This window comes from Janthinobacterium aquaticum, assembly GCF_009208565.1.
Lineage (GTDB): Bacteria > Pseudomonadota > Gammaproteobacteria > Burkholderiales > Burkholderiaceae_D > Janthinobacterium.
Genome location: NZ_WFLK01000007.1, coordinates 1 through 15,645 on the forward strand (window position 1 = coordinate 1; position 15,645 = coordinate 15,645).

Annotated in this window: 14 protein-coding genes and 1 pseudogene; 9 read left to right on the plus strand and 6 right to left on the minus strand. The window is 62.7% G+C overall.

Translation table 11 applies throughout. From position 1 onward, the window contains the following. Together GCM43_RS26140 and GCM43_RS12515 are read left to right on the plus strand one after the other, a co-directional pair. Window positions 1-107, plus strand: a pseudogene (locus GCM43_RS26140) (IS110 family transposase); the annotation flags it as partial. A 118-nt stretch (window positions 108-225) separates the two neighbouring features. Further along, window positions 226-1,110 carry an EamA family transporter gene (locus tag GCM43_RS12515; RefSeq protein ID WP_152244727.1) on the plus strand — a complete coding sequence of 295 codons (885 nt, stop codon included), beginning with the start codon at window positions 226-228 and terminating at the stop codon, window positions 1,108-1,110. Window positions 1,111-1,114: 4 nt separating this feature from the next. On the opposite strand, the gene GCM43_RS12520 is transcribed toward GCM43_RS12515, so the two are convergent. Together GCM43_RS12520 and GCM43_RS12525 are read right to left on the minus strand one after the other, a co-directional pair. Beyond that, window positions 1,115-3,271, minus strand: coding sequence for a putative bifunctional diguanylate cyclase/phosphodiesterase (locus GCM43_RS12520; RefSeq protein ID WP_152244729.1), 2,157 nt, complete (start codon window positions 3,269-3,271; stop codon window positions 1,115-1,117). A gap of 186 nt (window positions 3,272-3,457) precedes the next feature. Next, window positions 3,458-4,381: a LysR family transcriptional regulator gene (locus GCM43_RS12525; protein ID WP_152244732.1), complete on the minus strand. Its 924-nt coding sequence runs from the start codon at window positions 4,379-4,381 to the stop codon at window positions 3,458-3,460. A gap of 162 nt (window positions 4,382-4,543) precedes the next feature. Between GCM43_RS12525 and GCM43_RS12530 the strand changes: the two genes are divergently transcribed. The 4 genes from GCM43_RS12530 to GCM43_RS12545 all read left to right on the plus strand — a co-directional run bounded on the left by GCM43_RS12530 (window position 4,544) and on the right by GCM43_RS12545 (window position 8,542). Beyond that, window positions 4,544-5,245: a pirin family protein gene (locus GCM43_RS12530; RefSeq protein WP_152244734.1), complete on the plus strand. Its 702-nt coding sequence runs from the start codon at window positions 4,544-4,546 to the stop codon at window positions 5,243-5,245. A 190-nt stretch (window positions 5,246-5,435) separates the two neighbouring features. Further along, window positions 5,436-6,089, plus strand: coding sequence for a GTP cyclohydrolase II (gene ribA, locus GCM43_RS12535; protein ID WP_152244736.1), 654 nt, complete (start codon window positions 5,436-5,438; stop codon window positions 6,087-6,089). Window positions 6,090-6,152: 63 nt separating this feature from the next. Beyond that, window positions 6,153-7,565, plus strand: a complete 1,413-nt coding sequence (locus tag GCM43_RS12540) for a S1 family peptidase (protein ID WP_152244738.1) — start codon at window positions 6,153-6,155, stop codon at window positions 7,563-7,565. Beyond that, window positions 7,562-8,542 (plus strand): FHA domain-containing protein, encoded by a 981-nt coding sequence (locus tag GCM43_RS12545; protein ID WP_152244740.1) that lies wholly within the window; start codon window positions 7,562-7,564, stop codon window positions 8,540-8,542. Before GCM43_RS12540 ends, GCM43_RS12545 begins: the two co-directional genes overlap by 4 nt. A 95-nt stretch (window positions 8,543-8,637) precedes the next feature. Here GCM43_RS12545 and GCM43_RS12550 read toward each other — a convergent pair whose 3' ends face one another. Then, window positions 8,638-9,300: a CCXG family PEP-CTERM protein gene (locus tag GCM43_RS12550; protein WP_152244742.1), complete on the minus strand. Its 663-nt coding sequence runs from the start codon at window positions 9,298-9,300 to the stop codon at window positions 8,638-8,640. Between the two features lie 449 nt (window positions 9,301-9,749). Here GCM43_RS12550 and GCM43_RS12555 point away from each other — a divergent pair, with 449 nt between their 5' ends. Then, the gene (locus tag GCM43_RS12555) at window positions 9,750-10,085 is read left to right on the plus strand and encodes an MmcQ/YjbR family DNA-binding protein (RefSeq protein ID WP_152244744.1); all 336 of its coding nucleotides are present in this window, start codon (window positions 9,750-9,752) and stop codon (window positions 10,083-10,085) included. 46 nt (window positions 10,086-10,131) lie between these two features. Then, entirely contained in the window at window positions 10,132-10,533 is a 402-nt protein-coding gene (locus tag GCM43_RS12560; RefSeq protein WP_152244746.1) for a hypothetical protein, read from the plus strand. An 11-nt stretch (window positions 10,534-10,544) separates the two neighbouring features. Here the strand turns inward: GCM43_RS12560 and GCM43_RS12565 are convergent, their stop codons facing one another. The 3 genes from GCM43_RS12565 to GCM43_RS12575 all read right to left on the minus strand — a co-directional run bounded on the left by GCM43_RS12565 (window position 10,545) and on the right by GCM43_RS12575 (window position 14,235). Then, window positions 10,545-10,847, minus strand: coding sequence for a hypothetical protein (locus GCM43_RS12565; protein ID WP_152244748.1), 303 nt, complete (start codon window positions 10,845-10,847; stop codon window positions 10,545-10,547). 49 nt (window positions 10,848-10,896) lie between these two features. Next, window positions 10,897-12,072, minus strand: a complete 1,176-nt coding sequence (locus tag GCM43_RS12570) for a PQQ-dependent sugar dehydrogenase (protein WP_152244750.1) — start codon at window positions 12,070-12,072, stop codon at window positions 10,897-10,899. A gap of 111 nt (window positions 12,073-12,183) precedes the next feature. Next, window positions 12,184-14,235 carry a PKD domain-containing protein gene (locus GCM43_RS12575; protein WP_152244752.1) on the minus strand — a complete coding sequence of 684 codons (2,052 nt, stop codon included), beginning with the start codon at window positions 14,233-14,235 and terminating at the stop codon, window positions 12,184-12,186. Between the two features lie 236 nt (window positions 14,236-14,471). On the opposite strand from GCM43_RS12575, the gene GCM43_RS12580 reads away from it, so the two are divergent. Continuing rightward, on the plus strand, window positions 14,472-15,638 hold the full coding sequence (locus tag GCM43_RS12580) for an efflux RND transporter periplasmic adaptor subunit (protein ID WP_152244754.1): 1,167 nt from the start codon (window positions 14,472-14,474) through the stop codon (window positions 15,636-15,638). Window positions 15,639-15,645: the final 7 nt, after the last annotated feature.

Consider the following 15,645-nt stretch of genomic DNA (forward strand, 5'->3'; position numbering starts at 1 on the left):
AGGCGCCGAAATTGATCATCGGCGCCATGATGCGCAAACTGGTACACGTGGCATTCGGCGTGCTCAGGTCAGGAAAAATATTTGATCCGACCTTGCACGCCGCTTGACGGGGATAACAGTATCTACCCTTTGGATGAGCTTGTGTAGCATTGGCCGACCTGACCCCGTTTTTCGCTATGCCTGAATGAAGTATCATAAGCCCCCATCCGCACAATCAACCGCTACATGCCCCACTCCCGCCTCACCGCACTGATTCCATTCCTGGCCATCCTCGGCTCCGTTACCTGCCTGGGGCTGGGTACCTCATGGGCCAAGCACACGCTGTTTCCGCTGGTGGGCGCGGCCGGCACCAGCGCGGTGCGGGTCGGTTTTTCCGCGCTGTTGCTGCTGGCGTTCTGGCGGCCCTGGCGCTGGGCCTTGAGTGCGCGCGATGCGCGTACGGTGGCGCTGTACGGTGCGGCGCTGGGCGCGATGAACCTGTGTTTTTACCTGTCGCTGCAAACGATTCCGTTCGGCGTGGCGGTGGCCATCGAATTTGCCGGGCCGCTGGCGGTGGCGCTGCTGGCCTCGCGCCGTGCGCTCGACTTTGTCTGGGTACTGCTGGCCGCTGGCGGACTGGGCCTGCTGCTGCCGCTCGGCCATGACGTCAGCACGCTCGATCCCGGCGGCGTTGCCTTTGCGCTGGCCGCCGCCGTGTTCTGGGCCACGTATATTGTGTTTGGCAAGCGCGCCAGCCACTTGCATGCTGGCCACTCGGTGGCGCTGGGCCTGGCGATGGCGGCGCTGGTGGTGGTGCCGGTTGGCGTGGCGCAGGCCGGCAGCGCGCTGCTCTCGCCGGCTGTATTGCTGGTGGGGCTGGGGGTGGCGCTGGTGTCGAGCGCGCTGCCCATTTCGCTGGAAATGGTGGCGTTAAAGCGCCTGCCGCCGCAGGCGTTCGGCATCATGAGCAGCATGGAGCCGGCGGTGGCGGCGCTGCTGGCGCTGGTGCTGCTGGACGAACGGCTGGACCTGGTGCAATGGCTGGCCATTGCGCTGATCATGGCCGCCTCGATGGGCAGTTCATGGATGGCGCAGCGGCGCGCGCGCCTGCCCGCAGCCGTACACAGCTAGGCGATCAGGTCAGCGCAGCCAGCAGCAGGCGCCGGTCCTCGCCCAGCATGGCTTCGAATTCGCTGGCCGTAACTGCCGGGCTGAACAGGTAGCCCTGCAGCTGGTCGCAGCCCAGTTCGCGCAAAAAGCGCATCTGCTCGGCTGTCTCCACGCCTTCGGCAACGATTTCCTGGCGCAACTGCTGCGCCATGGTGACGATGGCACGCGCGATGGCGCAATCGTTTTCCTCGAACGGCAGGCCGATCACAAACGCGCGGTCGATCTTCAGGGTGCTGATCGGGAACTTTTTCAGATAGGCGAGGCTGGAATAGCCGGTGCCAAAATCATCAAGCGCCAGCGACAGACCCATCGCTACCAATTGATCCATGATGGCGATCACATTGTCGGCGCCGCGCATCAGCAGGCTTTCGGTGATTTCCAGCATGATCTGGTCGGGCCGCACGCGGTAGCGTTCCAGCACGGCAGCGATACGCTCGGGCAAATGCGCGTCGAACTGGCGCGCCGACAGGTTGACGGCGATCACCGGCATATGCAGGCCGCGGTCTTCCCAGGCGCGGATCTGGCGGCACGCTTCATCGAGCACCCAGGTGCCCAGTTCCAGGATCAGGCTGGTCTCTTCGGCCACCGGAATAAAGACGCCCGGCGAGACCATGCCGCGCCTTGGATGCTTCCAGCGCAGCAGCGCTTCGGCGCCGACGATGCGACCGGTATCGAGGCTGACCTTGGGCTGGTAATGCAGTTCAAGTTCCTTGTCGCCCAGCGCCAGGCGCATTTCGCTTTCCAGCCGCAAATGCTCCTTGGCGCGCCGGTTCATGTCTTCGCGGTAAAACAGAAACGTCGATTCGATGGTTTGCGCGGCCTTGGCCACGGCCACGTCGGCAAAGCGGAACAGCGCCGGCGCCTCCATGCCGTCTTCCGGATACACGGTAATGCCGATGCTGGCGCCCACATACAGCGCATGGGCGTCGATCTGGATCGGCGCCTCGAGCAGGTGCAGCAGCTTTTGCGCCACGTTGGCCGCGTGCTCGCGCTTTTCGATATGCAATAGCGCCACCACGAACTTGCTGTTGTCGACGCGCGCCAGGATATCGGCGTCACGCAGCGCGCCACGGAACAATTTGCCAATCGCGATCACCAACTGGTCGCCCACCTCATGGCCCAGCGTGTCGCTGATCGAACCGATGCGGCTGATATCGATCACCAGCAGCGCGCCGTGCGTGGACTGGCGCTTCGCCTCGGCCAGCCCCTGGTCGACCAGCTGGTTGAGCAGGCAGCGATTGGGCAGGCCGGTCAACGTGTCGTAGTTGGCCATGCGCTGCATGCGCGCTTCGGCGTCCTTGTGCACGGAGATATCGGAAAACAGCGAAAACACATGGCTGATCTCGCCGTATTCATCTCGCACCACGCTCAGCGTCACATCCTGCGGAAACAGTTCGCCATTCTTGCGCCGGCCGATGATTTCGCCGCGCCAGGAACCGTAGCCGCGCATGGCGGCGCGCACCTTGGCGCGAAAGTCGGGGTCGTGCACGCCCGAACGCAGCAAGTCTGGCGTGCGGCCGATGGCTTCAAACGGCGAATAGCCGGTAATGCGTGAAAACGAACTGTTGATCGAGACGATGCGTTCCTGGGCGTCGGTAATCATCACGCCCTGGTCGCTGTCTTCGATGATACGGGCATGCAACTTGACCTTGTCGACATCGGACAGCGGCTCGCTCAGCGCCGACAGGCGCACGGCCGTGCCGCAAGCCTGGCCGGCCTGGTTGCTGATCACATGGCGGTGCATGCGCAACCAGGTCAGCATGCCGGACTTTTTGCGCCGCAATACATCGATGGCGATATCGCCCTGGTCGAACTGCAGCTCGGCCACTTTGGCCTGGCTCTGGCCCGGCGGATACAAAAACAGGATGTGCTGGCCCAGCGCCTCGGTTTCCGAATAGCCGAACATCTGTTCGGCGCCATGGCTCCAGCCGATCAGAAAGCCGTCGTCATCGATTTCAAACAGCGCATCGGGCGGCGCCACGCGGATCTGCGGCCGGCTGGCGCCGCGCAACTGCTGCAGCTCCTGCTGCAGTTGCGCCAAAGTGGCGGCCAGTTGCGCACCGTCCTGCTGCTGCGCGTCATGGCTCAGGCGCAAGCACTGTTCAACCCGCGCCTCAAGCACGCCGCCTCCACGCACAAGGGGAACGGAAGGACATGGCCAGGGATGCTGCTGTCGTTATCATCATCAAAATCCCGCTGTCGGGGCTGGAGTCGGTACAAAATGCTGCGAATATGGTAACGTGAATTTGTTGGCCTGTGTCAACATTTTGTCTGCACCGCAGAATGAAAGGCCAGCGCTTTATCTGGCTCAAGTATTGCCGGGCAAATATTGGAGCAGACGGGCGAACAAAGCCGGCTCGCGCATGCGCGCCAGCCACCAGCGCAGCGCAGCGCCGTCTTCGCCGACACGCCAGGCCAGGTAAAAGGTTTCCGACGGCTTCGGTTCTTCCACGGCTTTTTCTACCAGCAGCCCTTTGGCAATGGCAGCGCGCGCGCACGGCCCGGGCAGGAAGCCGAAACCAAGTCCCATGACCTGGTAATCGAACTTGACCTGCATGTTCGGCACCGTCAGCGCGTCCTGCCCCAGCAGCAGGCCCACCGTGCGCGGCGCCAGCTGGCGCGCCGAATCGGCCACCACCACCGCGCGGTGATGCTGCAGGTCGCTGCGCGACAGCGGATGCGTGACGGCGGCCAGCCGATGCGTGGGCGCCACGGCAAACACGAAGTCGACCATGCCCAGCGGCTGGGCAATATAGCCGCCGCCTGGCGGGCCGTCACCGGCCGCGCCCACCAGCAGGTCGACGCGGCGCTCGAGCAGCGCTTCCCAGGTGCCCGACAAAGTCTCCTGCACCAGGCGCAGACGGGTCTGCTGCGCCACTTCATAGAAGGCGCTAATATCGTTTGACAGCGCCAGCGCCGAAAACACCGAGTCGAGACCGACCGCCAGCTCGGTCTCCCAGCCGGAAGCGACGCGGCGCACGCGGTGTTCGAGGTCCAGCGCCGCCTTGAGCAGGTAGCGGCCTTCCTTGAGCAGTTCCTGGCCGGCCGCCGTCAGCGTTACTTTCGGACCGTTGCGCTGGAACACCTGTACGCCCAGATCGTCTTCGAGCTTGGCCACCGTATAGGAAATGGTCGACGGCACTTTATGCAGCTCCTTGCCGGCGGAAGAAAAGGAACCGCAACGGTCAATGGCGTCAACGATTTGCAGTGATTCGAGGCTCAGTCTTAACATTCGAATTTTTCGATAATAGTACGGCAAATTTTCCGTTTTTCTTTCGCTGAACAGAGGCCTATACTTCTTTCATCGAACAGCGATTGACAGAAAGCCCCGCCAGCGGTGGCAACGGTCCTTCGAAATTATCGCACATTAACCTTTATAGAATTGGAGATCATCATGTTGCAAATCCGTCATAGCGAAGAACGCGGCGCCGCCAACCACGGCTGGCTCAAATCCCATCACAGCTTCTCGTTCGGCAGCTACCACGATCCGAAACACATGGGCTTCGGTCCTTTGCTGGTCATCAATGAAGACCGCGTCACGCCAGGCCAGGGTTTTGGTACCCACGGCCACCGCGACATGGAAATCATCTCGTATGTGCTCGACGGCGCACTCGAACACAAGGACAGCATGGGCACAGGTTCGGTCCTGCACTACGGTGATGTACAGCGCATGAGTGCCGGCAGCGGCGTGCGTCACAGCGAGTTCAACCACTCGCAGACCGATGGCCTGCATTTCCTGCAGATCTGGATCCAGCCGAACGTGACCGGCATTGCACCGAGCTACGAAGAGAAACACTTCACGCCGGAAAGCAAACAGGGCAAGCTGCGCCTGATCGCGTCCAGCGACGGCCGCCAAGGTTCGGTGCTGATCCACCAGAACGCGTCGATCTACGCCAGCATCCTGAAAGAAGGCGACAGCGCGAAACATGCACTCGATGAAGGCCGCACCGCTTATGTGCACCTGATTCGCGGCAGCCTGGTGGTCAACGGCACGCCGCTGAAAGCGGGCGACGCGCTGAAACTGACGCAAGAAGCTGAAGTCACGCTGACCCAGGCCGAAGACGCTGAAGTGCTGCTGTTTGACCTGCCTTACTAAGCATGGAAGGCACCGGCTTGCTTGCAAAAGGAGGAAATGTCCCGAGATAGACTGCTATCACTTGACATGTCCTCCCAAAAATAGCAACCGGGGAAATCAAAGTCCTGCTTTTTGGTATGATGGCAAGGCGCGCGACACCGCAGTGGTGTGGCGCGCCTTTATTTTTTTACTGACTAATATGAGCACAACCATGCAAAGCGGCGCAGAAATCCTGGCAACAGGCCAATTGGATTACACCACTTCCTGCGCCCTGCCAACGCCGTGGGCGCAATTTACGCTGCACGCCTTTGTCGAGCACGCAACGGGCAAGGAACACCTGGCCATGGTGCTGGGCGATGTCGGCAACGGCGAGCCGGTACTGGCGCGCGTCCATTCCGAATGCCTGACCGGCGACGTCCTGTTTTCCCAGCGCTGCGATTGCGGCGCCCAGCTTGAAGGCGCCTTGAAGCGCATCGCCGAAGAGGGCCGCGGCATCTTGCTGTACCTGCGCCAGGAAGGGCGCGGTATTGGCCTGATCAACAAGATCCGCGCCTACCGCCTGCAGGAAGCCGGCGCCGATACGGTGCAGGCCAATGAACAGCTGGGCTTCAAGGCCGACGCGCGCGACTACACGCTGTGCAAGCCGATGTTTTCCCAGTTCAATATCCGCAGCCTGCGCCTGATGACCAACAACCCGCGCAAGATTGCCGCCATGGAGGCGCTGGGCGTGACCGTCGACGAGCGCGTGCCGCTGCTGGTCAATCGCAATGCGTTCAACCACCACTACCTCAATACCAAGGAAAGCAAGCTTGGCCACATGATGACGCCAGCGGCCGCGCCTGCGCTGGAAGACGGCGCCCTGTAAGATGAACGGCGCCGGCGCATGGCGCCCCGGTACCGGCCTCCCCTGCTCACGCATAAAGGTTGCATGAAATTATCTAAATCTGCCTTGCTGCTCGCCGGCCTGTGCGCCGTCACTGGCGTACGCGCGGCCGGGCCTGCCGTACCGGTGCCGGCGGGCGCCGCTCCCGCCATCCCGAAAACCACCACGCCGGCCAAGCCGCCAGCAGCAGCGGCGCCAGCCGCCAGCGAGCACGCGGCACTGCCACCGCCGTCGTCGGCCGCGCAAAAGCTCTATACGGCGGCGCGCGCCGATATCCTGCAGGTACGGGTGCTGCTGAAAAACGGCCGCACGCAGTCGTCGGTCGGGTCGGGCTTCCTGATCGGCACCGGCGACCTGGTGGTCACCAATTACCACGTGGTGTCACAGTTTGCGCTCGACCCTGACACCTATGTCGGCGAATGGGTCGACACCAGCGGCCAGCGCGGCAATGTGGAACTGCTGGCCGTCGATGTGCTGCACGACCTGGCCGTGGTGCGCGTGAGCCGCCATGGCACCGGCTTTTTCAGGATGCCGGCCGGGCAAGCGCCGCTGGCGCCGCTGACCCAGGGCCAGTACCTGTATTCGATGGGCAACCCGCTCGACCTGGGCTTTGCCATTTCCGAAGGCTCTTACAACGGCGTCGTCACGCGCAGCTTTTACGACCAGCTGATGTTTACCGGCCCGATCAACTCGGGCATGAGCGGCGGCCCCAGCGTCACCGCCAATGGAGACGTGGCCGGCGTCAACGTCTCGAAACGCCTCGACGGTGAGCTGGTCAGCTTTCTGGTGCCGGCCCGCTACGCCCAGCAACTGCTGAACCAGGTAGCGCTGCAGGCCAAGGCGCCGAAAGACTTCAAACCGGTAGTCACGGCGCAACTGCTGCAGCACCAGGAAGCGATGCTGGCACGGCTGCTGGAAACGCCCTTGAGCCTGAAGGCCATGGGACCGTACCGCGTGCCGGTGCGCGAGTCCGAGCAGATGCGCTGCTGGGGCAGCTCGAACGTCAAGGCTGACAAACCCTATACGGTTGACAGCACCAGCTGCGCCATGGAAACAGCCATCTTTATCTCGGGTGCACTGCAGACGGGCCAGGTGTCGATGCGCCACGAGTTCCTGCGCTCGAGCGACCTGGGCGCGCTGCGCTTCGCCGAACTGGCCAGCAATTCGTTCAGAAACGAAAGCTTTGGCAGCTACAAGAGTGCGCACCTGACCGGTCCGCATTGCACCGAGCAGTTCGTCAAGAACAAGACCCTGCCGCTGCGCGCCGTCATGTGCGTGCGCGCCTACCGCAAATTTGCCGGCCTGTACGATTTCGCGCTGCTGGCCGCCAGCACCGACGCGCCTCTGATGAGCCTGCAAAGCCGCATCGATGCGCGCGGTGTGTCCTACGCCAACGGCATGCGCGTCACGCGCACCTTCCTTGAAGCGCTGGCGCGCGAACGCAAGGAGCAGCCATGAGAGCGCCCTACCATATCGAAACGCTGGCCGCCAACGGCGATATCCTGCAGCGCCAGCGCGTGGACAGCCTGCCGATCCGTATCGGCCGCGGCTACGACAACGACTTTATCCTCGATGACGCCCATACCGCGGCCTCGCACGCAATCATCGACACCGACGGCGAAGACGGCTTGCTGCTGCGCGACCTGGGCAGCCGCAACGGCGTGATCCACCGCGGCCGGCGCCAGCAGGAAGTGGCCATGACCGGCAATACCGTGGTGCGCCTGGGCCATACCCGCCTGCGCGTGCGCGGCGCCGACCAGCCGGTGGCGGCCGAACTGTCCGACACCGCCATGCACGGCTGGGAAGGCACGCGGCCGGCGATTGCCGGCCTGTGCATGATCGGCCTGTCGGCAGCGCTGAGCAACTGGCTCGGCGACGCTGACAACTTCGAGCCGATTGCGTACCTGATGATCATTGCCTACGCGCTAGCAGGCGGCCTGGTGTGGGCCTCGGTGTGGGGCGTGGCCAATCGCCTGTTTGGCCAGGTGGCGCGCTTTGGCCGCCACCTGTTCATTATCGGCTGCGGCCTGGCAGTGATGGAGGCATGGGAAATGGGCAGCACGGCGCTGGCCTACAGCCTGTCGCTGGAGTTCCTCACGCGCTATGGCAAGCACATGTATATCGTGATTATCGCCGTCATGATTTACTTCCACCTGTGCACCATCAAGCCGCGCCATGCGCGCCGCTTTGCCGTGACGGCAACGGTGCTGGCGATCATCGGCTCGACCATGGTCTTGCTGGGCAATCTGCAATCGTCGGGCCGCCTGGCCGACGAGCCGTATATGGCAGTGCTGTATCCGCCGGTGCTGCGCCTGAGTCCGAATCACAGCACCGACGCCTTCTTCAGGCAAGCGCAGGCGCTGCAGGCCGGCGCTGACGCCGAACGCGGCAAAGGTGGCGGCGACGAGGAAGCCGAGGACGACAGCGAAGAATAGGCAGCGCTGCGCCGAAGCTGCCCGCACAGAAAAAAGCCCGCTGGCTCTGCAAGGAGCCAGCGGGCTTTTTATTGGACAATCGGGGAAGCGGCAGATCAGGCGGTGAAAGCGGCCGCCTGCTTGCGGCGGGCGGTAAAGCCCAGCAGGCCCAGGCCGATCACCAGCATGGCGTAGGCGCTTGGCTCCGGCACGGCCGACACCAGGCCGTCGGTGCTGCTGAAGCTGGTGAAGTTGCTGGTTGCCGACTTGAACTGCACCTGCTGGCCGCCGTCGCAGCAGCCTTCCAGACCATAGATGGACAGCGTATGGTTGCCCGCTGCCAACGTGCCAGAGCCGGCCAGGAACTGGCTGGTGCTGCTGTAGCTGCCGGCCCACCACATGTCGCTGCTCTTGCTGTCGAGCGCCACGCCGTCGAGGAACATGGCGCCGCCGCGGCCGAAGTCCACGCCGCTGCGGAACGACCACAGGCCGGCGTCGGCTGCGCTCACGCCAAAGCTGATTACCGACTTCGAGGCGATATTGCTGTTGCTGCCGAACAGGCTGTGGTTGCTGACATTGTCATAGCTGGTCAAGCTGGTGCTGCCATAACCGGCGCCCGGCGTGGCCACCGCCGCGTTGACAACGGCCTGGTACGCCGCAGCGCTGGCCTGCACGCCGGCTTCCGAATAGCCGGTGGAGATGGTGATGGTGCTGGCGTTGGCTTGTGCAAATGCGCCGGCAACGATCAGGGACAATGCAATGTTCGACAGGTTTTTCATGATGGATCCAGATTTAAAGGCGTGTGGGCGCTTCAGCTGAATTCACGCTGCATTGAGGCGTGTCGGCGGTGCGCGGGCAGTAACTGCAAGGATGAGCGGCCGGTGGTGTCAACTTCCGCACTTGATGGCGGACCTGCGGCGGCGCGATGCACGCTGCAGGCTTCCTGGAAAGGGTTCGGGTTCCCAGGCAAAATCGAACGGTTGGCGGTTCAGAAAATCTATGTGTGTATTTTAGCGTAAATTCCCAACAAGAAAAGACATTTTCTTTTCGCCATGAAAAATTCATCGAAGACAAGAAAAAGCGTCGCACCATTGCGACAGGCCGAAAGACCGGTGTGGCAAGGTTGTGGAAAATAAGCACGAACTTTTCGTATCGCACCGCCCCACAGATTGCGACAGCATGGCAAAATGCAGTCACTGTTATCCGTTGAAACGAGGGAGCAAGAGACATGGTCGACCTGGACGAAACCCGCTATCTGGCACTGTCGTTTCCCGACACGACCGAGGACGAACACCATGAGCGGCCGGCGTTTCGCGTGGGCGGCAAGATTTTCGCCACCCTGCCCGACGACGAGCATATCAACGTCATGCTTGACGCCGAAGCGGCGCAAATCGCCACGGCCATCGCGCCGGACGGCTGCAAGGAACTATGGTGGGGCGAGCGCCTGGCCGGTATTACCGTCAGCCTGGCCGACGCCGAACTGGACATGCTGGCCATGGCCCTGACGGCAGCCTGGCGGCGCAAGGCGCCACGCGACCTGGCCGACAGCATAGCGCCACAGTAGCGGCGCGCGGCTGCCTACAAGTGCCTCATAAGAAAATCACGAGACCATGGACCAAGCACAACAAGTACTGCACGACTGGCTTGCAAGCGAAGCATGGCACGCGCCAGCAGTCCCCCTTTTGATTCCGGAGCGCGTGATTGCCAGCCTGACGTCGATACTCGCTGCTGAACAGCCCGGCGAACCAGCACTGGCGCTGTGCCAGGCAACGCTGTCGACGCTCTTTCGCGCCTACCGGCAAGCGGCGCGCGCCCATGCAGCGCTGCTGGCAGAGCTGCTGGCCAAACTGGGGACCTTCTCGACGGCGCACTTCCGGGGCGCTGCGGTCGACTTCCTGAACATGGCGCCGGACCTCGGGCAACGGGCCATTGAAGGCTGGGTTGAACTACTGCACCTGTCTCCCCAACAGGAGCAGCAGCTGAGGACAGAACTGTTTCACGCGCTCAGGTAGCCACGCCAGCTTCAGATCCGTCCGCGCCGGAATTCCCCAAGAAATTTGCTTACCTCGGCCGGCGTCATCGGCACATCGGCGTCGCCATGCCAGGCATACAGATAAGGCGTGCCGCCCAGGCGGTCGGTCAGCTTGGCAAACAGCAGGAAACGCGTACCCAGCGCATGCTGCTGCAGGTCGCTCAGGCGGCGCGAGCACTGCACCGCCAGCTCCGGTGAAAAAGCCTGCCCCGGCACCGGGCGAATCTCCACCTTGCCATCGATCAGGCGCGATTCGACGGCTACCTGCCGGTATGCATAAGTATCACGCGCCATCTGGCTGCCTCTTTGTCGGAAAAGGCAGTATCTTAAAGCAAACAGGTGCTCATTCAGCCACGATCCGCAGCAAGCGCCCATTACTTTCATCGGTCAACGCATACAAATAGCCGTCCGGCCCCTGCTTTACATCGCGTACGCGCGCGCCGATCGCCAGCCGGTCCTGGCCGGTCACCTTGCCGCTGGCGTCGAGCGCCACGCGGCGGATGTCATTGGCCGCCAGCCCGCCGCTAAACACGCTGCCGCGCCAGGCGGCAATCTTGTCGCCCGTGTAGAAAGCCAGACCCGACGGCGCCGGCGACGGCACCCAGGCCACGCTCGGAGCGATCATGCCGGCCACTTCATGCTTGCCGACCGGTTCATGGGTCTTGTAGTCGGCGCCATAACCCTGCAGCGGCCAGCCGTAATTGCCGCCGGCAACCACCAGATTGAGTTCATCGCCGCCATACGGTCCATGTTCGGTAGCCCAGACGCGGCCCGATTGCGGGTCCAGCGCCAGCCCCTGCACATTGCGGTGGCCCATCGACCAGATTTCCGGCAAGGCTCCCTTGGCCGCCAGCGGGTTACCCGGTGCCGGCTTGCCTTCATCGGTCAGGCGCAGGATGGAACCGAGATGGGTGGCCGGGTTCTGCGCCTGTTCGCGCGCCAGCCGGTCGCCGATGCGCAGCGGCGGATTGCCGCCATCGGCCACGCTCATCAGCAAGCTGCCATCAGGCAGCCACAGCAGGCGCGAACCGAAATGCTGGCCGCCGCTCTTGTCGATGCCGACCTTGAACAGGGTCGTGATGCCGGTGACCTTTTTGCCGTCGAAGACGCCGCGCACCAGCGTCGTGCGGTTCGCTGCATTGGTACCGGTCGACACCGTCATGTAGACGCGCGGATTGGGCTTGGCCGCATCCTGCGGGTGCAGCACGATATCGAGCAGCCCGCCCTGCCCGCCGGAAAACACCGCCGGCATGCCTTCGAGCGTCACCTCGTCGAACTTCTGCCCGTTCAGGATATGCAGGCTGCCCTCCTTGCTGGTGACCAGCGCGCGGCCGTCGCCGAGCCAGGCAATGCCCCACGGCTGGCGCACACCGTCGGCCACCGTGACGGCTTTCCAGCCCTGTTTCGCAGCGGGCGGCTCACCGCTCGGGGCCAGTTCGGCATGGGCTGGCATGACTGAAGCCGCACAAACGCCCAGCAGCAGCGTAACGGCAAGTTTTTTCGTCCTGGTCGATGGCATCGTACGTTTCTCCTGTCTGAATAAAAAAGCGGCAGGGTGGTTGATCACCACCTTGCCGCTTTTTAACATAGCACAGATCAGCAGGCGCACGCGCCGCCGACCTGATACGCATCAGCGATAGACCAGATAGTACTTGACGCGCGTCGCCGTTTTTTGCGCACCACCGGTTTGCACCAGCGCCAGCGGATCGCCAGCCGCGGTATGGTAGACACCGATGCCGTAGCTGGCCTGGCCGCCGATAAACGGCAGGCTCACCTGGCCTGCCGGGAACAGGAACTCGCCGCTATAGCGCTTGTAGCTGGTCTGGTAAGTCGCCTCGGTCACCGGCACGCCACTGACATACTGGCCTTCCAGCACCAGCGCCTCTTCCTTGACCGGCGAATAGCTCATCGATATCACGCTGTGGCCGGTACTGGTCAGCACGAAGCGTCCCACATACTTCAATGTATCGGTATTGAAGTAAGTACCGCCGCCCGTAAACAGCAGGTCTTCCTTGGCAGACAGGAAGTAAGGACCGCCCATCGGGTATTCACTGGAATAGTTGTAGCCGCTGGTCAGTATCGCATTGGTTTTCGGGTCCACGGTAAAGTAGGACGGTGAACCGTAGGTGTAATTGGACGAGACGATCACCTTGTTCAGAGTATGCGCATAGACGCCGCGCACGGTGCCGCCAAAGCTGCCGTTGGAATAGTCGAGCCCCGGCAGGATTGCGCCGGTTGCCGCATTCATGACTGCAACGACCGGACGCACCGATGAACCCAGCGACTGGCCAGTCAGGAACACCACGCCGTCATTGGTGGTAATGATTTCGGTCTGCGCACCGCCGGTACGGCTGGAGCGCAGCACCTTGCCTTCGACCAGATCAACCAGGCTGACCACGCCTTCGTGCAGCACGCCGGCCAGTTTGCCGTCAGGGCTGAAACTGAAGGTTTTCACGCCAGCAGGCAGGCTGATGCTGGTCGTGACGCCATCGGCCGGCTTGATCAGCTGCAGTGCATCCGGTTCGGCCGTCACCACCATCAGGCGGTCCAGCGCCTTGTTGTACTTGGCCTCCAGTGGTGTAAATGGCAGCGCCAGCACGCTGGAAGTGGACAGGTAGACGTTCAGATTGAGATACGCGACGACAGTCTGGCGTCCATTGCTCACTGACAAAGACAAAACATAGGCGCCAGCCTTGTCAGGCGTGAAAGACAGTATCGGATTACCCGGCGTCACCACCTGCGCCACGGAATCGGCAGGACGGCTGTCGACCGCCCATTTGAAGGTCAGGCCGGCGCCGCCTTCGTCATAGCTCAGTATGCCGCTGGCGGCAACTGGCTGACCGCTCGGCACCGTCTGATTACTGCCGCTGATCACCGCTACCGTGCCACGGATCACGCCGACCGGCGCCTGGTTAGCCGCGTTGACCTGGTAAATTGTTTCGGCATACGCACCCTTGCCATCGGCCCCGCGTGCGCGGATCTGATACATGCCCAGCACGTCAGGCGTGAAGCCGGCGCTCTGGCCGGTAACGAACAGCGCAGCCTTGCTGGTGGCCGGTTTGGCGATCAGCTCCCAAGTCGTGCTGACCTTGTCGCCATCGGCATCAGTACTGGTGGACGCGTCCAGCACGATGCTCGATCCGGCCGACACCACCAGTGGCGCCTTGGTCACGGGTTGAGCTGCAAAGGTTGCGTTGACCACAATCACTGCATTGGGTACGGTGTTATTGACCAGCACGCTGGCGTTTTTCTCGGCCACGCCGCCCTTGCTGTTGCTGACACGCAACTTGAACACATAGGTGCCCATAGTGTCTGCCAGGAAACTCAGCTTGGCGGTCGCACCGCTGACTTCCAGCGCGCTGCCCGCAGGCTTGGAGACAATGCTCCAGGCATAGCTCAGCGCATTACCTTCCTTGTCGCTGCTGCTGCCGGCATCGAGTTCGATCGGCGCACCGATACTGCCGGTGGCGTCGGCACCTTCACTGCCAGCCGCTACAGCACCGGCGAACAGGATGGACGCCTGCGGCACCACCACTACCGGCACTGGCGGTGGCGGCGTGGTCGTCACAGGTGGCGTAGCTGTGCTGCTATCGCCGCCCCCTCCGCAACCGGCCAGCGCCGACACTGCAAACACACTGGCGACCAGCCAGCGCATCAATGCTTTTTGCTTAATCTGTTTCATGACATTCCGTTCTATCAGGCATTTCCCGTGGTTTTATAAAAGGCGTCTTGATGCGCCGGGCATAACGAATCAATAATATCACAGAGGCAACATTAAAATTGCATTTTGGAAATATATCTTTGCAAAAAAAGACTTATATTAAAAAACTTTAATGTTCTGCAAAGGCTGGCGTAAGCGGCGTACTGGCATAGTGCGGTGCAACAAACCTGCCCTTGCCACGTCTTTGGAATTGCGCCATGCCCGACCTGTCCCAGCACTGCCTTCGCCTTGCCCTCCCACTATCCCTGCTGTCCCTTGCTGCCTGCAGCCCCACGCCCAAGCCTGCCGCCAGCGCCACGCCGGAAGTGCAAGTGCTGACGGTGCGCCATGGCGCCGTGCCGCTGTCGGTCGAACTGCCCGGGCGCACTTCTGCCTATCTGATGGCCGAAGTGCGCGCGCGCGTCGATGGCGTGATATTGCAGCGCAGCTACACGGAAGGGGCCGATGTACGCGCCGGCCAGGCGCTGTACCAGATCGATGCGGCGCCCTACCAGGCCGCGCTGGCCAGCGCCGAAGCGGCGCTGCAAAAAGCGCAGGCCAATCTGGTCAGCAATAATGCCCAGCTTGAGCGCTACAAAATCCTGATCAAGGGCAATGCGGTCAGCCAGCAGTCGTATGACAATGCGCTCGCTGCGCAGCTGCAATCGGCGGCCGACGTGGCTGCCGCCAAGGCCGCCGCCACCACCGCCCGCATCAACCTCGGCTACACCAAAGTCACGGCGCCGATCGCCGGGCGCTCCAGCGTATCGCAGGTCACGCAAGGCGCTTATGTGCAAGGCGGCGCCGCCACGCTGCTGACCACCGTGCAGCAGATCGACCCGATGTATGTGGACCTGCAGCAGTCGAGCGCCGAAGGGCTGGCGCTGCGCCAGGCGCTGGCCTCGGGCGCGTTGACCAAGGGCGGTGCTGCCGAAGCCAGCGTGCGCCTGAAACTCGAAGACGGCAGCAGCTATGCGCATCAAGGCACGCTGGAATTCTCCGGCGTGACGGTCAACCCGGCCACCGGCTCGGTGACCCTGCGCGCGCGCTTCCCCAATCCGCAGCACCTGCTGCTGCCCGGCATGTTCGTGCGCGCCGAGATCGGCCAGGGCGTGCGCCAGAACACCATGCTGGTGCCGGCGCCGGCCATTACCCGCAATCCGCAGGGCGAAGCGACGGTGATGCTGGCCGACGCCAGCGGCAAGACGCAGCAGCGCACGGTGGTGGCCAATACCCTGTTGCGCGGCCAGTGGCTGGTCGAGAGTGGTCTGAAAGACGGTGACCGGGTAATCGTCAGCGGTATCCAGAAGCTCAAGCCCGGTATCGCGGTCAAGGTGCAGGAGGCGCCTGCCACGGCAGCCGCGCCTGTCGTGGCCCAACAATAAGGACGGC